The organism is Cellulomonas sp. NPDC058312 (assembly GCF_042880135.1).
Lineage (GTDB): Bacteria > Actinomycetota > Actinomycetes > Actinomycetales > Cellulomonadaceae > Cellulomonas.
On sequence record NZ_JBHVZE010000004.1, the window covers coordinates 146,199 to 166,393 of the forward strand.

The 20,195-nt window shown below is 76.1% G+C and carries 18 protein-coding genes and 1 pseudogene; 2 read left to right on the forward strand and 17 right to left on the reverse strand.

The window, feature by feature from the left end:
• Together xylA and xylB are read left to right on the forward strand one after the other, a co-directional pair.
• A complete protein-coding gene (xylA, locus tag ACFVXN_RS13245; RefSeq protein WP_389233026.1) occupies positions 1-1,188 on the forward strand; it encodes a xylose isomerase in 1,188 nt (395 codons plus the stop codon).
• Positions 1,189-1,284: 96 nt separating this feature from the next.
• Complete coding sequence (gene xylB / locus ACFVXN_RS13250) at positions 1,285-2,721, forward strand: xylulokinase (protein WP_389233029.1); 1,437 nt, start codon at positions 1,285-1,287, stop codon at positions 2,719-2,721.
• Between the two features lie 70 nt (positions 2,722-2,791).
• Here xylB and ACFVXN_RS13255 read toward each other — a convergent pair whose 3' ends face one another.
• The 17 genes and pseudogenes from ACFVXN_RS13255 to tilS form a co-directional block, all read right to left on the reverse strand.
• Positions 2,792-3,133, reverse strand: coding sequence for an Lsr2 family protein (locus ACFVXN_RS13255; RefSeq protein WP_389233032.1), 342 nt, complete (start codon positions 3,131-3,133; stop codon positions 2,792-2,794).
• 127 nt (positions 3,134-3,260) lie between these two features.
• Complete coding sequence (locus ACFVXN_RS13260) at positions 3,261-3,440, reverse strand: hypothetical protein (protein WP_389233035.1); 180 nt, start codon at positions 3,438-3,440, stop codon at positions 3,261-3,263.
• 36 nt (positions 3,441-3,476) lie between these two features.
• The gene (lysS, locus tag ACFVXN_RS13265; RefSeq protein WP_389233038.1) at positions 3,477-5,012 is read right to left on the reverse strand and encodes a lysine--tRNA ligase; all 1,536 of its coding nucleotides are present in this window, start codon (positions 5,010-5,012) and stop codon (positions 3,477-3,479) included.
• 35 nt (positions 5,013-5,047) lie between these two features.
• A complete protein-coding gene (gene nadC, locus ACFVXN_RS13270) occupies positions 5,048-5,956 on the reverse strand; it encodes a carboxylating nicotinate-nucleotide diphosphorylase (protein ID WP_389233041.1) in 909 nt (302 codons plus the stop codon).
• Between the two features lie 260 nt (positions 5,957-6,216).
• On the reverse strand, positions 6,217-7,920 hold the full coding sequence (locus tag ACFVXN_RS13275; RefSeq protein WP_389233044.1) for an L-aspartate oxidase: 1,704 nt from the start codon (positions 7,918-7,920) through the stop codon (positions 6,217-6,219).
• 179 nt (positions 7,921-8,099) lie between these two features.
• Positions 8,100-8,537, reverse strand: a pseudogene (gene panD / locus ACFVXN_RS13280) (aspartate 1-decarboxylase); the annotation flags it as partial.
• Positions 8,534-9,415 carry a pantoate--beta-alanine ligase gene (gene panC / locus ACFVXN_RS13285; protein ID WP_389233047.1) on the reverse strand — a complete coding sequence of 294 codons (882 nt, stop codon included), beginning with the start codon at positions 9,413-9,415 and terminating at the stop codon, positions 8,534-8,536. The gene panC and the pseudogene panD, both read right to left, overlap by 4 nt.
• Entirely contained in the window at positions 9,412-10,461 is a 1,050-nt protein-coding gene (locus tag ACFVXN_RS13290; RefSeq protein WP_389233050.1) for a Rossmann-like and DUF2520 domain-containing protein, read from the reverse strand. Before ACFVXN_RS13290 ends, panC begins: the two co-directional genes overlap by 4 nt.
• Entirely contained in the window at positions 10,458-12,071 is a 1,614-nt protein-coding gene (locus tag ACFVXN_RS13295; RefSeq protein ID WP_389233053.1) for a PH domain-containing protein, read from the reverse strand. The genes ACFVXN_RS13290 and ACFVXN_RS13295 overlap by 4 nt, the downstream gene beginning before the upstream one ends.
• Positions 12,068-12,601 carry a PH domain-containing protein gene (locus ACFVXN_RS13300; protein ID WP_389234045.1) on the reverse strand — a complete coding sequence of 178 codons (534 nt, stop codon included), beginning with the start codon at positions 12,599-12,601 and terminating at the stop codon, positions 12,068-12,070. The genes ACFVXN_RS13295 and ACFVXN_RS13300 overlap by 4 nt, the downstream gene beginning before the upstream one ends.
• 198 nt (positions 12,602-12,799) lie before the next feature.
• Positions 12,800-13,306 (reverse strand): DUF3180 domain-containing protein, encoded by a 507-nt coding sequence (locus ACFVXN_RS13305; RefSeq protein ID WP_389233056.1) that lies wholly within the window; start codon positions 13,304-13,306, stop codon positions 12,800-12,802.
• Positions 13,306-14,775 carry a 2-amino-4-hydroxy-6-hydroxymethyldihydropteridine diphosphokinase gene (gene folK, locus ACFVXN_RS13310; RefSeq protein ID WP_389233059.1) on the reverse strand — a complete coding sequence of 490 codons (1,470 nt, stop codon included), beginning with the start codon at positions 14,773-14,775 and terminating at the stop codon, positions 13,306-13,308. The genes ACFVXN_RS13305 and folK overlap by 1 nt, the downstream gene beginning before the upstream one ends.
• Positions 14,772-15,587 carry a dihydropteroate synthase gene (gene folP / locus ACFVXN_RS13315; protein ID WP_389234047.1) on the reverse strand — a complete coding sequence of 272 codons (816 nt, stop codon included), beginning with the start codon at positions 15,585-15,587 and terminating at the stop codon, positions 14,772-14,774. The genes folK and folP overlap by 4 nt, the downstream gene beginning before the upstream one ends.
• A 108-nt stretch (positions 15,588-15,695) precedes the next feature.
• Positions 15,696-16,292: a GTP cyclohydrolase I FolE gene (gene folE, locus ACFVXN_RS13320; protein WP_389233062.1), complete on the reverse strand. Its 597-nt coding sequence runs from the start codon at positions 16,290-16,292 to the stop codon at positions 15,696-15,698.
• A 2-nt stretch (positions 16,293-16,294) separates the two neighbouring features.
• The gene (gene ftsH / locus ACFVXN_RS13325; RefSeq protein WP_389233065.1) at positions 16,295-18,325 is read right to left on the reverse strand and encodes an ATP-dependent zinc metalloprotease FtsH; all 2,031 of its coding nucleotides are present in this window, start codon (positions 18,323-18,325) and stop codon (positions 16,295-16,297) included.
• 127 nt (positions 18,326-18,452) lie between these two features.
• The gene (hpt, locus tag ACFVXN_RS13330; protein WP_389233068.1) at positions 18,453-19,007 is read right to left on the reverse strand and encodes a hypoxanthine phosphoribosyltransferase; all 555 of its coding nucleotides are present in this window, start codon (positions 19,005-19,007) and stop codon (positions 18,453-18,455) included.
• Positions 19,008-19,102: 95 nt separating this feature from the next.
• Positions 19,103-20,194, reverse strand: coding sequence for a tRNA lysidine(34) synthetase TilS (gene tilS / locus ACFVXN_RS13335; protein ID WP_389233071.1), 1,092 nt, complete (start codon positions 20,192-20,194; stop codon positions 19,103-19,105).
• Position 20,195 lies beyond the last annotated feature (1 nt).

The window sequence follows — 20,195 nt, forward strand, 5'->3', positions numbered from 1 at the left end:
ATGGTGCGCACCCCGACCCGTGACGACAAGTTCTCCTTCGGTCTCTGGACCGTCGGCTGGAACGCCCAGGACCAGTTCGGCTCCGCGAGCCGCCCCTGGCTCGACCCGGTGGAGTCGGTGCACAAGCTCGCCGAGCTCGGCGCCGCGCACGTGACGTTCCACGACGACGACGTGGTGCCGTTCGGCTCCGACGCCGCCGAGCGCGACCGCATCCTCGCCCGGTTCAAGCAGGCGCTGGCCGACACCGGCGTGACCGTCGAGATGGTCACCACCAACACGTTCAGCCACCCGATCTTCAAGGACGGCGCGTTCACGTCGAACGACCGCCGCGTGCGCCGCTACGGCCTGCGCAAGGTCATCCGGAACGTCGACCTCGCCGCCGAGCTCGGCGCCGACACGTTCGTGATGTGGGGCGGGCGCGAGGGCGCGGAGTACGACTCCGCCAAGGACCTCAACGCCGCGCACGACCGGTACGCCGAGGGCATCGACACCGTGGCGGCGTACATCAAGGAGAAGGGCTACGGCCTGCGCATCGCGATCGAGCCGAAGCCGAACGAGCCCCGCGGCGACATCCTGCTGCCGACCATCGGCCACGCGCTCGGCCTGATCGCCAAGCTCGAGCACGGCGACATCGTCGGCCTGAACCCGGAGACCGGCCACGAGCAGATGGCCGGCCTCAACTACACGCAGGGCATCGCCGAGGCGCTGTGGGCGGGCAAGCTGTTCCACATCGACCTGAACGGCCAGCGGTCCATCAAGTACGACCAGGACCTGGTGTTCGGCCACGGCGACCTGTTCTCGGCGTTCGCGACCGTCGACCTGATCGAGAACGGCTTCCCGGCCGGCGGCCCGCGCTACGACGGCCCCCGGCACTTCGACTACAAGCCCTCGCGCACCGAGGACTTCGACGGCGTGTGGGAGTCCGCGCGCGCCAACATGGCCACCTACCTGCTGCTGAAGGAGCGGGCGCAGGCGTTCCGCGCCGACCCCGAGGTGCAGGAGGCCCTGGAGGCGTCCGGCGTCCTCGAGCTCGCGCAGCCGACGATCGCCGAGGGCGAGACGCTGGCCGACCTGCTCGCCGACCGGTCGGCGTTCGAGGACTTCGACGTGGACGGCGTCGCGGAGCGCGGCTTCGGCTTCGTCCGCCTGAACCAGCTCGCGCTGGAGCACGCGCTCGGCGCCCGCTGACCGACCGCACCGCGCCGCGAGGTCGGGGGGTTCCACGTGGAACCCCCCGACCTCGCGGCATCCACCCCCACCTGAGCAGAGCAAGGACGCACCCTCATGGCCCTCGTCGCCGGCGTGGACTCCTCCACGCAGTCCTGCAAGGTCGTCGTGCGCGACGCCGAGACCGGGGCGCTGGTCCGCTCCGGCCGCGCGTCGCACCCCGACGGCACCGAGATCGACCCCCGGCACTGGTGGGACGCGCTGCAGACCGCGGTGCGGGACGCCGGCGGCCTGGACGACGTGTCCGCGGTCGCCGTCGGCGGCCAGCAGCACGGCCTGGTCGCGCTGGACGCCGACGGGGAGGTCATCCGCGACGCGCTGCTCTGGAACGACACCCGGTCCGCGCCGTCCGCCGACGACCTGATCGCGGAGCTCGGCGGCCCGCAGGCGTGGGCGGACGCGATCGGCTCCGTGCCCGTCGCGTCGCTCACCGTCACGAAGCTGCGCTGGCTGCGCGACCACGAGCCCGACGCGGCCGCCCGGGTCGCCGCCGTCGCCCTGCCGCACGACTGGCTGACCTGGCGCCTGGCCGGCCACGGCCCCGGCGGCGACCTGTCCGCGCTCACCACCGACCGTTCCGACGCCTCCGGCACCGGCTACTGGTCGCCGTTCACCGAGGACTACCGGCGCGACCTGCTCGCGCTCGCCCTCGGACGGGACGCCGACGGGATCGTGCTGCCGCGCGTCGTGGCTCCCGGCTCGGTCGCGGGGGTCGCGGGCGAGACCGGCCTGGTCCCGGCCGGGACGCGGCTCGGCCCCGGCGCCGGCGACAACGCCGCCGCCGCGCTGGGCCTCGGCATGGTGGCCGGCGACGTCGCGATCTCCATCGGCACCTCCGGCGTCGTCTCCGCGATCTCCGCCACGCCGACCGCCGACGGGTCGGGCCTGGTCACCGGGTTCGCCGACGCCACCGGCGCCTACCTGCCGCTCGCGTGCACCCTGAACGCCTCCCGGGTGCTGGACGCCGCCGCCCGGATGCTGGGCGTCGACCACGCCGGGCTGTCCGCGCTCGCGCTGTCCGCCCCCGCCGGCGCCGACGGCCTCGTGCTGGTCCCCTACCTCGAGGGCGAGCGGACCCCCAACAAGCCCGACGCCACCGGCGCCCTGCACGGGATGCGGCTGGCGAACACGACGCCGGCGCACCTCGCCCGCGCCGCGGTCGAGGGGATGCTGTGCGCGCTGGCCGACGGGCTCGACGCGCTGCGCGCGCAGGGCGTGCCGGTCGAACGAGTGCGGTTGATCGGCGGCGGCGCGCAGTCCGAGGCGGTCCGGCGGATCGCGCCCGCCGTGCTCGGCACCGCCGTCGGCGTCCCGACCCCCGGCGAGTACGTCGCGGACGGCGCAGCACGCCAGGCCGCCTGGGTCCTCGGCGGCGGCGCCGAACCCCCGATGTGGACCGCCGCCGCGGAGTCGACGACCTACGAGGCCGACCCGACGCCGGACGTCCGCGCACGCTACGCCGACGTCCGCGACCTCACGGCCACCCGCCCGTAGGCCCGGCGCCGGACGTGCGACGGCCCGGCACCCACCAGGGGTGCCGGGCCGTCGTGCGTGCTGCGGGGCGTCAGCCCTGCGCGGCCTCGTAGGCCTCGCGGATCTCGGCCGAGATGCGGCCTCGCTCGGAGACGTCGTAGCCGTTCTCCTTCGCCCAGGTGCGCACGGCACCGGCGTCGGAGGACCGGCGCGGACGGCTCGCGGCGCCGCTGGTGCCACGGCCCGAGGAGGACCGGCCGCCGACCTTGCGGGCGTGGCCGACCCAGGTGGCGAGCGCGTCACGGAGCTCGGCGGCGTGCGCGGTCGTCAGGTCGATCTCGTAGGAGACCCCGTCGAGCCCGAACGTCACCGTCTCGTCGGCGGTGCCGCCGTCAATGTCGTCGACAAGCAGGACCTGAACCTTCTGTGCCATTGTGTCGCCCTCCCGAGCTGTGTGGCCGCTACGCCCCCGTGCATCGATGGCGGCAAGGAACTGCGTTCCGCGAAAGGATGACACCATATCCGACCCGCGTCAAAGGCGACGCGATGAATCGGGAGATTCAGGAAGCGTTCTCCGTGCCATTCGTGCGCTCGGACTCGGCCGCTTCTGCAGCATCCATCCGCGCCAGAGCCGCGCGTTCCGTGCGATCCGCGTTCATGAGAGAACGGATCACCAGCCAGAAGATGAGCCCCACGCCGACCGACGGGAGCAGCGCCGCGAGCGCCGGTCCGATGTTCATGGCAGCCAGGGTACGCCGCGCGAATGGGCGGCCGGCTCAGGCCTGCGGCTTCACGAGCGGGAACAGGATCGTCTCCCGGATGCCGAGACCGGTCAGCGCCATGAGCAGGCGGTCGACGCCCATGCCCATGCCACCGGTCGGCGGCAGCGCGTACTCGACGGCGGCCAGGAAGTCCTCGTCGAGCCGCATGGCCTCGTCGTCGCCGGCGGCCGCGAGAATCGCCTGCGCCTCGAACCGCTGCCGCTGGATCACCGGGTCCACCAGCTCGGAGTAGGCCGTCGCGAGCTCGAAGCCGCGCACGTACAGGTCCCACTTCTCGACCTGGCCGCGGATGCTCCGGTGGTCGCGGGTGAGCGGGCTGGTCTCGACCGGGAAGTCGCGGACGAACGTCGGGGCGTGCAGGTGGTCACCGACCAGGTGCTCCCACAGCACCTCGACGAGCTTGCCGTGGCTCACGCGCTTCGGGTCGAGGGCGACGTCGAGCCGGTCGGCGATCCGCTGCAGGTCGGCGACCGACGTCTCCGGCGTGATCTCCTCGCCCAGCGCCTCCGACAGGGAGCCGTACATCGTCAGCTGCGCCCACCGGCCGCCGAGCTCGTAGTCCGCGCCGTCGGGCAGGACGATCGAGGTGGTGCCGAGGACGTCCTGGGCGGCGGTCTGCACGAGGTCCTGCGTGAGCGCGGCCATCGTGTCGTAGTCGCCGTAGGCCTCGTACGCCTCGAGCATCGCGAACTCCGGCGAGTGCGTGGAGTCCGCGCCCTCGTTGCGGAAGTTCCGGTTGATCTCGAACACGCGCTCCAGCCCGCCGACCGCGGCGCGCTTGAGGAACAGCTCCGGCGCGATGCGCAGGTACAGGTCGATGTCGAACGCGTTCATGTGCGTGACGAACGGCCGCGCCGCGGCGCCGCCGGGCTGCGTCTGCAGCATCGGGGTCTCGACCTCGAGGTAGCCCCGGCGGTGGAAGTTCTCCCGCAGCGAGCGCACCACGCCCGCGCGCAGGCGGACCGCGTCGCGCGCGGCCGGGCGCACGATGAGGTCGACGTACCGCTGGCGGACGCGCAGCTCCTCGGAGAGCTCCGGGGCCTCCTCGTCGCCCTTCGCGTACAGGTTCGGCAGCGGGCGCAGCGACTTCGCGGCGAGCTGCCAGGAGTCGGCCATCACGGAGAGCTCGCCGCGGCGGGACGCCACCACGACACCGTGCACGAACAGGTGGTCGCCCAGGTCGACGTCGGCCTTGAACGCCGCGAGCCGGTCCTCGCCGACGTTGGCGAGGCTGAGCATCGCCTGCAGGCGGTTGCCCTCGCCGTCCTGGAGCGTCGCGAAGCAGAGCTTGCCGGTGTTGCGCAGGAACACGACGCGACCGGCGACGCCGACCTCGTCCTCGGTCTCCTGACCGGGCTCCAGGTCGGGGTGCGCCGCGCGGACCGCCGCGATCGTGTGCGTGCGGGGCACGCCGACCGGGTACGGCTCGACGCCCTCGGCCAGCATCCGGTCGCGCTTCTCGCGACGGACCCGGAGCTGCTCCGGGAGGTCGTCTGCGGTCACGGGCGCGGCGGTCTGGGGCTCGGTCACCCGGCGATCCTATCGACCGGCCGCGCCCTCGCGGTTCACGCCTGGGCGCGCACCCCGGCCACGAGGTCGAGCGCCAGGTCGAGGATCGGCGACGAGTGCGTCAGGGCGCCCACGGACAGGTAGTCGACCCCCGTCGCGGCGACCTCCGCGGCCCGGTCCAGCGTCAGGTTGCCGGTCGCCTCGAGCTCCACGCGCCCGGTCCGCCCCTCCCCCGCGCGGACCGCCGCCACGGTCGCCGCCAGCACCGGCGTCGGCATGTTGTCGAGCAGCAGGAACCGGGCACCCACCGACACGGCCTCCAGCGCCTGCTCGGTGGTGTCGGCCTCGACCTGGATCGTGACGTCCGGGAACCGCGCGCGCACCGCCTCGACCGCCGCGGCGATCCCGCCGGCGGCGACCACGTGGTTGTCCTTGACCATCGCGACGTCGTGCAGGCCCATCCGCTTGTTCGTGCCGCCGCCGCGCCGCACCGCGTACTTCTCCAGCTCGCGCAGGCCCGGGGTGGTCTTGCGGGTGTCGAGCACCTGCGCGCCCGACCCGGCGAGCGCGTCGGCCCAGCGGCGGGTGTGCGTCGCGACCCCGGACGCCCGCGACGCGAGGTTGAGCGCCGTGCGCTCCGCGACCAGCAGCGCCTGCACCGGCCCGGAGAGCACCGCCAGGACGTCCCCGCGCCCGACCGCCGACCCGTCCGGCACCCGCAGCTCGACGGTGGCGGGGGCGAGACCGAGCCGGTCGCACACCTGCCGCAGCACCTCCGCGACGACGGGCAGCCCCGCGACGACGCCCGCCTCACGGGCCACCAGGTGCGCGACGCCCGGGACGTCGGGGTCGACCGTGGCCTGCGTGGTGACGTCCCTCCCGGGCGCGGCCCCCAGGTCCTCGTCGAGGGCGACGGCGACGGTCCGCACCAGCCACCCGGGGTCGAGGACGTCTGCCTGGTTCACGCCCCCACCCTAGTTCCGCCGCCCCGCCCCACCGGACCTCGCCCTGCCCCTGCCCCGCCCCGCCCGAGTGGATCCACCCGGGCCGACACACCCGCGAGTCGCGCGGGATGGATCCACCCGGGCCGGTGGCGGGGGGTGCGTCACACGCGGGATGGATCCACACGGGGCGGCACGCGGGCGCGTCGCGCGGGGTGGATCCACTCGGGGCGGGTGGGGGGTGGGGCGGGTGGGCGGGTGGGGGCCGGGGCCCGCGGGGTCCGTCAGGTCAGGGGGGTGGGGTGCTGGGTGAGGGTGCCGTCGGGGGCGAGGGTGGCCTCGACGCGCAGGAGCCAGGCGTCGTCGGTGTCGGGGTGGTCGCTGCGCAGGTGGCCGCCGCGGGTCTCGCGGCGGGTGGCGGCGGTGGCGGCGAGGACCGTCGCGACCTGGTGCACGTTGGTGGTCTCCCACTCGGCGACCTGCGGGCCGGCGACCGGCTGCGAGCCGTCGCCGTCGGGGGCGCGGTGCGCGTCGGTCCGGACGCCGGCGAGCGCGGCGGCGGCGGCGGCCAGGCCCGCGGCGGACCGGAGCACCCCGGCGCCGTCGGTCGCGATCCGCTGGATCCGGGACCGTGCGGCGCCGGCGACCAGGGCCTCGGCGCCGGGCCGTTCGACGGGCTCGGCGGGGCGCAGGGCACCGGACTCGACCCGGTGGGCGATGTTGTGGGCGGCACGGTGGGCGAACACCAGGCCCTCGAGCAGGGAGTTCGACGCGAGCCGGTTGGCGCCGTGCACGCCGGTGCAGGCGACCTCCCCGACCGCGTACAGGCCGGGCAGGGTGGACCGCCCGACGAGGTCGGTGACGACGCCGCCCGAGTGGTAGTGCTGCGCGGGGGCGACGGGTACCAGGTCCGTCGCCAGGTCGAGGCCGTGCTCGGCGAGCCGCTCGGCGATGGTCGGGAACCGGCGGCGCAGCCGGTCGGCGCCGAGGTGCCGGGCGTCGAGCAGCACGTGGTCGGAGCCGGTGCGGGCGAGCTGCCGGACGATGGCCTTGGCGACGACGTCGCGCGGGGCGAGCTCGGCGAGCGGGTGCACGGCGGGCATGAACCGGTGGCCGTCGGTGTCGACCAGGTGCGCGCCCTCCCCGCGGACGGCCTCGGAGACCAGGGTCAGCTGCCCCTTGGCGCCGGCACCGAGCCACAGGACCGTCGGGTGGAACTGGACGAACTCGACATCGCCGAGCGTCGCACCGGCCCGCAGCGCCGCGGCGATGCCGTCGCCGGTGGCCTGCACGGGGTTGGTCGAGGACCGGAAGACCTGGCCGATGCCGCCGGTGGCGAGCACCACCGCGGGCGCGAGCACGGCCCCGACGCCGTCCCGGCTGCCCGCGCCGATCACGTGCAGCGTGACGCCGCAGACGGGTCCGGGGCGTCCGTCGCGGCCGGGGGCGCCGGTGAGCACGTCGAGCACCAGCGCGTGCTCGATGACCTCGATGCCGGGGTCGGCCCGGACGGCCTCGAGCTGGGCGACCAGCGCCCGGGAGATCTCCGCGCCGGTGGCGTCGCCGCCCGCGTGCGCGACCCGGTCGGCGTGGTGGCCGCCCTCGCGGGTGAGGCTGAGCGCGCCGTCGGGCTCGGTGTCGAACACGGCGCCGCGCGCGACCAGCTCCCGCACCCGGGCGGGCCCCTCGGTGACCAGCACCTCGACGGCGCGCGGGTCGCACAGGCCGACGCCCGCGACGAGGGTGTCCCGCAGGTGGGCCGCCGGGGAGTCCGTGGGGGCGAGCGCCGCGGCGATCCCGCCCTGCGCCCACACCGTCGACCCGGAGACCAGCTCGCCCTTGGTGACCAGCAGGACCCGGGGCACGCGGGTGCGCAGCTCGAGCGCGGCGGTCAGCCCGGCGATGCCGGAGCCGACGACCACGGCGTCCGCGCGGGCGGTCCAGCCGGGGGCCGGGGCCGCGAGGCGGCGGGCGAGGCGGACGGTCACCGGTCGGCGCCCGCGTCCCGCCCGGCGTCCGTCGCCCCCGTCCCGGTCCCCGTGCGCGTCCCGGCACCCGCGCCCGGCCCGGCAGCCGTGCCCGTGCCGGCACCCGTGCCGAGGTCGTCGCGCACGCGCGGCGCGGCCGGCGGGGCCGTCGCCACGTCGTCCTGGACGAGCACGCGGCCCTCGTCGAACGGCACCCCGCTCGGGTGCAGCCCGGACGCGGCGGTCCAGGACTCCGGGACGGTGCCCGGGTCGTGGCCGGTGTCCATGATCCGGTTGTCGGCGTCCACCAGGACGACGTGCGGCTCGTAGGTGCGCGCCTCGGCGTCGGGGAGCATCCCGTAGGCGATGAGGATGACGACGTCGCCCGGGTGCACCAGGTGCGCGGCGGCCCCGTTGATGCAGATCTGCCCGGAGCCGGCCTCACCCGCGATGACGTAGGTGGTGAGCCGGGCGCCGTTGGTGACGTCGACGACGTCGACCTGCTGGCCGGGGAGCAGGTCCGCGGCGGCGAGCAGGTGCGCGTCCACGGTGATCGAGCCGACGTAGTGCAGGTCGGCCTGGGTCACGGTGGCGCGGTGGATCTTGCCGATCATCATCGGCCGGAGCAGCGAGCTCATCGCGGCCACCTCACGTCGGAGTTGTCGATCAGGCGGGTCGCGCCGACGGTCGCGGCGACGGCCAGCACGGCGGTGCCGGCGGCGGGCAGCTCCGGGACGTCCGCGAACGTCCCGGCGTCCACCAGCGCGACGTAGTCGGTGTCGACCCCGGCGGCGTCCAGCACCGTGCGGGCCGCGGCGCGCACCGCGGCGGGGTCGGCGCCGGCCTCCGCGGCGGCGCGCCCGGCGGCCAGGCCGCGGCTGAGGGCGAGTGCCTGCTCCCGCTCGGCGGCGGACAGGTAGACGTTGCGCGAGGACAGGGCGAGCCCGTCGGCGTCGCGGACGGTGGGCACGCCGACGACCTCGACCGGCACGTCCAGGTCCCGCACCATCCGGGACACGGCCACGAGCTGCTGGACGTCCTTGCGGCCGAACAGGGCGACGTCGGGCGCGGTGAGGTGCAGCAGCTTGAGCACGACGGTCAGCGCGCCGTCGAGGTGCCCGGGCCGGGTCGCGCCCTCGTAGACGGTGCCGACCGGTCCGGCGTCGACGCGCACCAGCGGGGGTCCGTCGGGGTAGACGACGTCCGGGCCCGGGGCGAACACCACGTCGGCGTCGCCGAGCAGGTCGCCCGCGGTGAGCCGCGCGAGGTCGCCCGGCAGGTCGCGGGGGTAGCGGTCGAGGTCCTCGGTGGGCCCGAACTGCAGGGGGTTGACGAAGATCGTCACGACCACGTGCTCGCCGCGGGCGCGGGCCTCGCGCACCAGCGCCAGGTGCCCGGCGTGCAGGGCGCCCATCGTCATCACGACGGCCCGCCGTCCCGTGCGGGCCGCGAGCGCCCGCTCGAGCTCCGCGCGGGTGCGCGCCACCGTGGGGGCACCCGTCCGTGCCTCGGTCATGCCTGGTCCTCCTGGTCGGCGCCGGGGGCGGACCCGCCGTCCCCGTCGCCCTCGTCGTCGTGCGCGCCGTGCACCGTACTCCCGTCCGGACCCGGTGCGTGAGCCGGGGCGTCCGGCTCCCCCGCGGCGAGCGCGTCCAGCAGCGCCTCGCCCTGGTCGGCGCGGAGCAGCCCGGCGGCGAGCGCGCGCCCCGTCGCCGCGCGGGACAGCGCCCGGTACGACGCCGCGACGTCGGTGGCCCCGGTCCGCACGCCGAGGCCGGTGAGCACGTCGAGGTGGTCGCGGACCGTGCCGGCGTCGCCGCGGCGCACCGGCCCGGTCAGCGTGGTCACCGCGCCGGTGCTGCGGTCGCCGGCGGCGCGGCCCTCCCCCGCGGCCGACTCCGCGCGCAGGGCACCGTCCAGCGCGGCGGACAGCAGGGGCCGCAGCACGGCACCCGGGTCCGCGACCCCGGCGTCCGCGAGCGCCTGCCCGGCCTGCGCGACCAGCGCCACGAGGTGGTTCGCGCCGTGCGCGAGTGCCGCGTGGTACAGCGGCCGCACGGCCTCGTCGAGGACGACCGGCTCACCGCCCATCTCGACCACCAGCGCCTGCCCGATCGGCAGCACCGGCGTCGGCGCGGTGACCGCGAACGTGCAGCCGACCAGGCGCGACAGGTCCAGCGACGTGCCGGTGAACGTCATCGCCGGGTGCAGCGCGACCGGGATGACGCCCGCCGCGCGCGCCGGGTCGAGGACGGCGGTGCCGTACCGCCCGGCGGTGTGCACGACGATCTGCCCCGCCTGCCACGCCCCGGTCGCGGCGAGGCCGGCCACCAGGTCCGCGAGCGCGTCGTCGGGGACCGCGAGCAGCACGAGCTCCGCGCGCCGCACGACCTCGGGCACCGGCAGGACGGGCACGCCGGGCAGCAGCGCGTCGGCGCGCTCCAGCGACTCCTGCGACACCGCGCTGACGCCGACCACCGGGTGGCCGGCCGCGCGCAGCGCGCTGCCGAGCACGGCGCCGACCCGGCCGGCGCCCACGACGCCGATCCCCAGGCGCGTCACGAGCGACGCATCCACTGCTCGGGGCCGGCGCCGGCCCGGGCGGTGCGGGCGCGGCTGGCCTGCTCGTCGAGCAGGCCGGCGGCGACGCGCGCGTCCAGGTGCGCGACGGCCGGGGACACCGGACCCGCGGTGGACTGCAGCTGGAACGACGCGAGGCCGAGCCGCCGCTGCCACGGGCCCTGGGCGAGCGTGAGCGACTGGGTCCGCTCGTGCGGGACGACGACGAGCCGCCGGATCAGCACCCCGGAGCGCAGCACCAGGGCGCGCTCGGTGACGCTCACGCCGTGCCGCCGCCAGCCGATCGGGTCGAGCCACCGCGAGCGCCGCGGGGCGACCGCCCAGTCGTCGGCGGCCTCCCGGCCGGACAGCCCGGCGTCGACCAGGGCGCGCGGGTCCGCGGTCCCGAGGTCGGGCAGCACCAGCCAGAGCGCCAGCAGCGCGTCCTCGCGGGTGCCCACCGGCAGCAGGACGTTGGCGGTGTCGGCCTGGTCGCCGTCGGAGCCGTACCCGGCGACGTTCACCTCGACCCGCCACCAGTCCGGGCCCCGCCACAGCAGGCCCTGGGTGATCTGGACCGCCTGAACCCGCCCCGGGGGCACGGTCTGCGCGCGGGACTCCGTCAGCCCGTGCCGCAGGCGGATGCCGTCGGGCGAGATCGCGGCGCGGAAGTTCGCGCCCCGGTTGAACCGGGTCCAGGTGTACGACGCGACGCCGAGCAGTCCGGGCAGGACCGCGAACGCGGCGCCGAGCTCCCCCGACGACGCGACGACCACGACGAGGACGACCACCAGCACGAGCAGCCAGATCGTCGCCGACGACCGCAGCGTCGCGCCGACCAGCCGGCCGACCGGGACCTCGTAGACGGGCTGCTCGGGCGCGACCGGCGCGGGGGCGTCCCAGTCGTCCTCGGGCGCACCCGGCGCGGGGACGGGAGCACCCGGGGTGAGGTCCGACGCACCCGGGGCGAGGTCCGGCGCACCCGGCGCGGGGACCAGGCCGGTCGGGGCGTGCGGGACCGCAGCGTCGACGACGTGCCCGTCGGGGGCGGCGGCGGCCGGCGCTGCCGCGGGCCGGCGCCCGCGGTGCACCCCGGCGGCGCGCGCCAGCAGCTCGGCGCGCAGCTGCTCGGCCTCGGCCTCGCGCAGGAACGCCAGCGACACCGCGGAGCCCGCCCCTCCCGCGACCTCGAGCCGCAGCTCGGACAGCCCCAGGATGCGCGCGAGCAGCGGCTGGACGACGTCCACGGCCTGCAGCCGGTCGAGCCGGGCCTGCCGCTGCTGGCGGAACAGCACGCCGGTGCGCAGGTGCACGGCGTCGTCGGTGACGGCGTACCGGGTCATCCGCCACGCGACCGCGGAGTAGCCGAACCCGATGAGGGCGACCACGACGACCGCACCGACCACGAACAGCCACACCTGCGCGCCGAGCACCTCGGCGAGCTCACGCACCTCGTCGGCGGCGTTCCACGCGATCACCGCGAGCACCGCGGCCAGGACCTTCCAGCCCTTCACCGCGGGTGTCACGGGGTGCATCCGCCGCCACTCGAGCCCGTCGGTCGGCGGCTCCGGCGCGGGGGCCGCGGGGACGGCGGCGGGCTGCTCGCCGGTCACAGCCCCGCCAGCCGGGCCTCGCCGCGCGACGCGAGCTGGTCGCGCAGCCGCGCGGCCTCCGCGGTCGGCAGGCCGTCGATCGACGCGTCGGTGCCGGGCGACGCCGTGTGCAGCTGCACGGACGCGATCCCCAGCCGGCGGGCCAGTGGCCCGGCCGAGACGTCGACGTACTGCATCCGGCCGTAGGGCACCACGACCATCGACCGGAACAGGATCCCCTTGCGGAGCAGCAGGTCGTCGGCGCGCTCGGCGTAGGCCATCGCCCGCACCTGGCGCGGCACCAGCCACGCGGTCCACGCGGTCAGCAGCGCGACGCCCACGGCACCGAGCCACAGCCCGAGGATGCCGGTCAGCGCCGCGGCGACCACGAGACCGACCAGGGGGACGGCCAGCCAGGAGACGCCCGAGATCAACCGGGCGGTCGCCAGCCGCCGGGACACCGGCGTCCAGACGACGCCGGCCGGCTCGAACGGCTCGCTCTCCCGGACCGGGGCGGACGCCGGGGCGGCGGACCCGGGTGCGGCGGGCACCCCGGGCACGACGGGTGCGGCAGGTGCGACGGGTCCGACGGGTGCGGCAGGTGCGACGGGTCCCGCTGCCGGCACCGCCGGGGAGTCGGGCTGCGGCTGGGCGACGTCACCGTCGGGCGTGGTCATGCGGCCATCCTTCCACCGCGGACCGACCTCGCGCGGCCTCGAGGTCCCGGGCGACCCGTCCCGAGAGGCCGGTCAGCCCGCCGCAGCGTCCGGGGCGGTGCCGGGGTGCGGGTCGGGGCGCGGCTCGGTGGCGTCCGGGTCCTCGGGCGGCGGGACGCGGCACATCCACTCCACGACCAGACCGGTCGCCGCCAGCAGCAGCGCGCCGACGACGGCCAGGCCCGCGGACCCCGCGCGGTCGCGCTGGGCCTCGATGGCGAGGTCCCCGACCACGTCGAGCACCTGCGCCGCGTACCAGCCCGCGAGCAGCGCGCCCGTGTAGCACGACGCCTTCGCGAGCACGACGGTGCGCGCGGCGCGCACGGGGTCGAGCGTCGGGTGCTTGCCGCGCAGGTACTGCCGCACCGACCAGCCCATGCCGAGGACGACCGCGGCGATGAGGACCAGCACGGCGACCATCGGCCACGGCACCTGCGGCAGGGTGAGGCCGCGGCTGCCGAGCACGCGGACGAGCAACCACCCCGCCCCGGCGGCGAGCACCGCGATCAGGACCAGGGTGCGGACCCGGGTCCGCTGCATCAGGGGGCCCCCCGGTCGAGCGGGTCGTACCGGTCGCCGGGAACGCCCGGGCCGGTGCCGACGTCCAGCGGGGCGTCGAGAGGCCCGTCGAGGGGCGCGTCCAGCGGGGCGTCGAGCGGTGCGTCCAGCCGCGCGCCGTCCGGGGCGCCCGCGGCGGCGTCGGCGTCGTGCTGCGCCGCCGGAACGGGCGCGGTCAGCCAGTCGAGCGCGAGCCAGCGCACCCCGTCGCGGTCGGGCGCGGTGGCGGCGAGGACGGAGACGGGTCCGCCGCCGAGCCCGTGCAGCACGGCGTCCGGGCGCACCTGCGCCCAGGGCTGCAGGACGAAGGCGCGCTCGTGGGCCCGGGGGTGCGGCAGCTCGAGGTCGTCGGTCACGGCCGAGACCTGCCCGTAGACCACGATGTCGACGTCCAGGGTCCGCGGCCCCCAGTGCACGGTGCGCTCCCGGCCGTGCCGCCGCTCGACCTCGGCGGTCGCCCGCAGCAGGTCGCGGGGCGACAGCGTGGTGCGGGCGATGACGACGGCGTTGAGGAAGTCGGGCTGGTCCGGCCCGCCGACGGGGGCGGTGCGGGCCAGCGCCGAGACGTCCAGCACCTCGATGCCGGGCGACTCCGCGAGGTCGGCGACCGCGTCACGGAGCGTGTCCTGCGCGGCCCCGAGGTTCGAGCCGATCGCGAGGACGACCTCCACGGGCGCGTCGGGCGCGGTGTCGAGGGCGTCCTGGACCAGCTCGACGTCGACCACCTCGTCGGACGCGTCCTCGGGCGCGCGGTCGGGGACGACGCGGTCCCCGACGGGCGGCGCGGGCGCCTCGGCGACGGCGTCCGACCCGGGCGCCGCGAGCAGCGCGCCGAGCGGCAGCACCGCGGTGGCGGCCGCGTCGGACACGGGCGGCACGGGCACCGGCGCCTCGGGACCGGACGACAGCGGCACCGACGCGACCGGCACCGGCGGCACCGGCACCGCGGGCAGCGGCTCGGACGGCGCTGCCGCGACCGCCGGCACCGACCCGCTGCCGCCCTCCGGCACCCAGCGCGGGGCGTCGGCGGGCACGGGCTCGGCGGCGGGCAGGCGGGTGCGGTCGCGGCGGACCTCGACCACGACGTCGCCGAACGGCACGGTGATGGGCGCCTGCGGCTTGTGCACGGCGACGTCGACGGCCTGCACCTGCGGGTACGCGAGCACGGTCGCGGCGATCCGCTCCGCGACGGTCTCGATCAGGTCGGCGGGCTCGCCGGCGAGCACGGTGACCACCTGCTCGGCGAGCGTGCCGTAGTTCAGCGTGTGCGCGAGGTCGTCGGTCGCGGCGGCCCGACGGGTGTCGAGGTGCACGACGACGTCGGCGACGAAGGTCTGCCCCTCGCGCCGCTCGTGCGCGAACACCCCGTGGTACCCCGTGGCACTCACGCCGGTCAGCCGCACCCGGTCCAGGCGCTGACCGCCCTGGCCCCGCACGTCCTCGTCGCTCATCGGTCGTCCTTCCCGGACGGCGTCGCCGTCCACCGGGCCGCGACGCGCACCGCGTCGGCCGTTCCCCGCACCTCGTGCACCCGCACGCACCAGGCTCCCGCCGCCGCGGCCAGCGCGGACACCGCGGCCGTGGCCCCGTCGCGCCGGTCGGGGGGCGCGGGCGTCCCGTCAGGCCCGGCCAGCAGGTGGCCGAGGAACCGCTTGCGGGACGCGCCCACCAGCACCGGGAACCCGTCGGCGACGAGCTCCGGCAGCCGGGCGAGCAGCGGCCAGTTGGCCGCACCGGGCTTGGCGAACCCCAGCCCGGGGTCCAGCACGACCTGGTGGTCCGCGACCCCGGCGGCCCGGAGCTCGGCGACCCGGTCCGCGAGCTCGCGCCGCACGTCGGTGACCACGTCGTCGTAGGTGGCGAGCGTGTCCATCACGTCGGCGTGCCCGCGCCAGTGCATCGCGACGTACACGACCCCGGTCCGGGCCACGACGTCGCGGATCTCCGGCTCGGCGAGTCCGCCGGACACGTCGTTGACCACGACCGCCCCGGCGGCGACGGCCGCCGCGGCGACCTCGGCCCGCGTGGTGTCCACGGACACGGCCGCACCGCGTCCGGCGAGCTCGCGCACCACCGGCAGCACGCGGTCGAGCTCCTCGGCGACGGGCACGCGCTCCGCGCCGGGCCGCGTGGACTCCCCGCCGACGTCGAGCAGGTCGGCGCCGTCGGCCAGCAGCGCGAGGCCGTGCGCCACCGCGGCATCGGGGGCGAACCACCGGCCCCCGTCCGAGAACGAGTCCGGGGTGACGTTCACGACGCCCATGACCAGCGTCCGGCCGGACTGGCCGGCGGCGGTCAGCGCGGTCGGGAGCGGCGAGGGGGGACGCACGTCGTCAGCCTAGGGGGTCGTCGGGACCGGTCGGGAGGCCGGTCAGCGCCCGATGACGAGGCTCATCGCCTCGGCCCGGGTGGCGGGGTCGCGCATCTGCCCGCGGACCGCGGAGGTCACGGTGTGCGACCCGGGCTTGCGGACGCCGCGCATCGACATGCACAGGTGCTCGCACTCGACGACGACGAGGACGCCGCGCGGCTGGAGCACCTCGACGAGGGCGTCGGCGATCTGCCCGGTCAGCCGCTCCTGCACCTGCGGCCGGCGCGCGTACACGTCGACGAGCCGCGCGAGCTTGCTCAGCCCGGTGACCTGCCCGCCCGGCCCGGGGATGTAGCCGACGTGCGCGACGCCGTGGAACGGCACGAGGTGGTGCTCGCAGGTGGAGTACACCTCGATGTCCTTGACCAGGACCATCTCCTCGTGGCCGATGTCGAAGCTCGCGCTCAGCACCTCGGCCGGGTCCTGCCGGAGGCCCGCGAAGATCTCCTGGTACGCCCGGGCGACACGCGCCGGGGTGTCGCGGAGCCCGTCGCGGTCCGGGTCCTCGCCGACCGCGAGCAGCAGCTCGCGGATCGCCGCCTCGACGCGCGGCGCGTCGTACGCGGGCACGTCCCGCGGGGCGCGGTCCTCGGGCACGGTCAGGCGTCCGGGGTCTGGTTCGGCGGCACCTCGACGACGCCCACGGCGGGGTGCTCGTCCTTGGCGGCCGCGGCCTCGTCCTGCGGGACGACCGGGTGGCCGTTCTGCTCGGCCTGCTCGGCGGGGGTGAGCACCGGCGGGCGGTGCGACACGGCGCGCTGCTCGCTGGACAGCCACACCTCGCGCGGCGGGCGCTTGGTGATCGGCTCGAAGATCGTGGCGAGCTCGGCCTGGTTCAGCGTCTCCTTCTCGAGGAGCTCGAGGACCAGCGCGTCGAGGACGTCGCGGTACTCGACGAGGATCTCCCACGCCTCGGTGTGCGCGGCGTCCATCAGCCGGCGCACCTCGACGTCGACCGTCGCGGCGACCGACTCGGAGTACTCGCGGCCGTGGCCCATGTCGCGGCCCATGAAGACCTCGCCCGAGTCCTGCCCGAGCTTGACCGCGCCGACCTGCTCGCTCATGCCGAACTGCGTGACCATCTTGCGGGCCGTCGCCGAGGCCTTCTCGATGTCGTTGCTGGCGCCGGTGGTGGGGTCGTGGAACACGAGCTCCTCGGCGACGCGGCCGCCCATCGCGTAGGCGAGCTGGTCGAGCAGCTCGTTGCGCGTCGTGGAGTACTTGTCCTCCGTGGGCATGACCATCGTGTAGCCGAGGGCGCGGCCGCGCGGCAGGATCGTCACCTTGGTCACCGGGTCGGTGTACCGCAGCGCCGCCGCGACCAGGGCGTGGCCGCCCTCGTGGTACGCGGTGATCTTCTGCTCCTTGATCTTCATGACCCGGGTGCGCTTCTGCGGGCCGGCGATGACGCGGTCGATCGCCTCGTCCAGCGCGCGGTTGTCGACGATCTGCGCGTTGGAGCGGGCGGTCAGCAGCGCGGCCTCGTTGAGCACGTTCGCCAGGTCCGCGCCGGTGAAGCCCGGCGTGCGGCGGGCGACGGCCTCGAGGTCGACGTCGGTCGCCATCGGCTTGCCCTGCGCGTGCACGTGCAGGATCCGCTCGCGGCCCTTGAGGTCGGGCGCCTCGACGGAGACCTGCCGGTCGAACCGGCCGGGGCGCAGCAGCGCGGGGTCGAGGATGTCGGGGCGGTTGGTCGCCGCGATGAGGATGACGTTCGCGTTGACGTCGAAGCCGTCCATCTCGACCAGCATCTGGTTGAGGGTCTGCTCGCGCTCGTCGTGCCCGCCGCCCATGCCGGCGCCGCGGTGCCGGCCCACGGCGTCGATCTCGTCGATGAAGATGATCGCGGGGGCGTTCTCCTTGGCCTGCGTGAACAGGTCGCGGACGCGGCTGGCGCCCACGCCGACGAACATCTCGACGAAGTCCGAGCCGGAGATCGAGTAGAACGGCACGCCCGCCTCGCCGGCGACCGCACGGGCCAGCAGCGTCTTGCCCGTCCCGGGCGGCCCGTACAGCAGCACGCCCTTGGGGATCTTGGCGCCCACCGCCTGGAACTTCGCGGGCTCGGAGAGGAACTCCTTGATCTCCTGCAGCTCCTCGACGGCCTCGTCCACGCCGGCGACGTCCGCGAAGGTGACCTGCGGCGACTCCTTGGACACGAGCTTCGCCTTGGACTTGCCGAACGACATCACTCGCGAGCCGCCACCCTGCATGGACGACATCAGGAACCAGAACAGGCCCAGGATGATGACGAACGGCAGCACGAGCGTGAGCAGGCTCGCCCACCACGACTGCTGCGGGACGTCCGAGGTGTAGCCGCCCTCGGGGTCGGCGTCCGCGATCGCCTCGACGACCGACGGGCCCTGCGGCGCCACGTAGAAGAACTGGACGCTCTTCCCGAGGTTCTCGTCGTCCTTGACGAAGTCGTCGGCCAGCGTGAGGTCGACGCGCTGCGACCCCTCGGTGATCTTGGCCTGCTCGACCTTCCCGTCCCGGATCAGCTCGAGGCCGTCGGAGGTGTCGATCCGCTGCACGCCCGAGGACATGAAGGCGCTGGCGCCGATCCACAGGATCACGACGGCGACGATGATCCACAGGACGGGTCCGCGGGTGAGGCGCTTGAGAGTCATGGGCAGACGGGGGCGTGCCCCCTCGTCCCTCCGGTCGCAGGGGTGGAGGTTGTGAAGTTACACGCTGGACCTGGGCCGCAGCGGGTCTGTTCGCCCAGGGCTGGACCGCCCCGCGCCGCCGGACCCGTCAGGACGAGTAGACGTGCGGCGCGAGCGTCCCGACGAACGGGAGGTTGCGGTACTTCTCCGCGTAGTCCAGGCCGTAGCCGACGACGAACTCGTTCGGGATGTCGAAGCCGACGTAGCGGACCTCGACCTCGACCTTCGCGGCGTCGGGCTTGCGCAGCATGGTCGCGATCTCGACCGAGGCCGGGCCCCGGCTGCGCAGGTTCGCCAGCAGCCAGGACAGCGTGAGGCCGGAGTCGATGATGTCCTCGACGATCAGCACGTGCCGGCCGGTGAGGTCGGCGTCGAGGTCCTTGAGGATGCGCACCACGCCCGAGGACTTGGTGCCGGAGCCGTAGGACGACACCGCCATCCAGTCCATCGCGAGCGGGGTGCTGATCCGGCGGGCCAGGTCGGCCATCACCATGACGGCGCCCTTGAGCACCCCCACCAGCAGCACCTCGCGGCCCGCGTAGTCGGCGTCGATCTGCGCCGCGATCTCGTCCAGGCGGGTGCCGAGCTGCTCCTCGGTCAGGAGCACGCGCTCCAGGTCCCGGCCCATGTCGTCCGCGTTCACCGCTGCGGTCTCCCTCGTGGTCTCGCTCGTGCTCGCTGGTGGTCCCGCCCCCCGCGACCGGCTGGTCCGCGCGGCCTCGGGCACGCCGCTCCCGGTCAGGTCGACGGGGGTTCGACGCGCAGCGCAAGCCTGCCACACGTCCGCGACGCGCCCACCCGGCCGGGCAGGTGCAGCGGGCCCTGACCGTGCCAGTCGACGACGAGGCCCGCGAGGGCGCGCACGTGCTCCCGCGTGACGGCGCCCGGAGGCGCGCCCGCCAGCACCGCCGCGGACCGCAGCACCCGTCCGAGCAGCGCCGCGGGCGCCGTCTCGAGCGCGGCCACGTCGAGCAGCACGGCACCGTCGGCCGGCACGGCCGACCCGGGGGCCGTCGGCACGGGCGCGCCGGCCGCCGCCGGCACGGCCGCACCCGCCGCCGCCGGCACCAGCGCCCGCCGCAGCAGCTCCGCCGCGAGCGCGTCGAGGGCGTCCGCGTCCTCGCGCAGCAGCGCGGCCGTCCGGGCCAGGGCGGCCGCGACCCCGGGGCCGAGCTCGCGCTCCAGCACCGGCAGCACCCGCGTGCGCACCCGCGACCGCTGCGGGGCCGTCGGGTCGTCCTCGGCCGGGGCGTTGGTCGGGTCGTGCCAGGGGTCGAGCCCCTGCGCCGCGCACGCCGCGACGGTCGCGGCCCGCGGCACGGTCAGCAGCGGCCGGCGCAGCAGCCCGCGCACCGGGGCCATGCCGGCCAGCGACCGGGCCCCGGACCCCCGCGCGAGCCCGAGCAGCAGGCCCTCCGCCTCGTCGTCGCGGGTGTGCCCGACCAGCACCGCGGCGGCGCCGAGCCGGGTGGCCGCGTCGTCCAGCGCGGCGTACCGGGCGTCCCGGGCCGCGGCCTCGGGCCCGCCCGCGCCGGCGACGTCGACCCGCACCACCTCGACCGGGTCGAGGCCGAGCCCCCGGCACGCCGCCGCGGCGCGCGCGGCGACGGCGTCGCTGCCCGGCTGGAGCCCGTGGTCGACCACCACCGCGCCGACCCGCCAGCGCCGGCGGCCACGTCGGGACGCCACGAACGCGGCGCCGGCCGCGAGCGCCAGGGAGTCGGCGCCGCCCGAGCACGCGACCAGCACGAGCGCGCCCTCGGGGACGTCGTCCAGCGCGGCCTCGACGGCGCCGCGGACCTGCGCGACCGCGGGGTGCGGGCCGGCCACG

What these genes read in the sequence shown, in the direction of transcription:
- ACFVXN_RS13255 (WP_389233032.1), bottom strand. Translation starts at nt 3,133, where the DNA reads ATGGCACAGAAGGTTCAGGTCCTGCTTGTCGACGACATTGACGGCGGC.
- ftsH (WP_389233065.1), bottom strand. Translation starts at nt 18,325, where the DNA reads ATGACTCTCAAGCGCCTCACCCGCGGACCCGTCCTGTGGATCATCGTC.
- ACFVXN_RS13260 (WP_389233035.1), bottom strand. Translation starts at nt 3,440, where the DNA reads ATGAACATCGGACCGGCGCTCGCGGCGCTGCTCCCGTCGGTCGGCGTG.
- folK (WP_389233059.1), bottom strand. Translation starts at nt 14,775, where the DNA reads ATGAGCGACGAGGACGTGCGGGGCCAGGGCGGTCAGCGCCTGGACCGG.
- xylB (WP_389233029.1), top strand. Translation starts at nt 1,285, where the DNA reads ATGGCCCTCGTCGCCGGCGTGGACTCCTCCACGCAGTCCTGCAAGGTC.
- panC (WP_389233047.1), bottom strand. Translation starts at nt 9,415, where the DNA reads ATGACCGAGGCACGGACGGGTGCCCCCACGGTGGCGCGCACCCGCGCG.
- folP (WP_389234047.1), bottom strand. Translation starts at nt 15,587, where the DNA reads ATGGGCGTCGTGAACGTCACCCCGGACTCGTTCTCGGACGGGGGCCGG.
- xylA (WP_389233026.1), top strand. Translation starts at nt 1, where the DNA reads ATGGTGCGCACCCCGACCCGTGACGACAAGTTCTCCTTCGGTCTCTGG.
- ACFVXN_RS13305 (WP_389233056.1), bottom strand. Translation starts at nt 13,306, where the DNA reads ATGCAGCGGACCCGGGTCCGCACCCTGGTCCTGATCGCGGTGCTCGCC.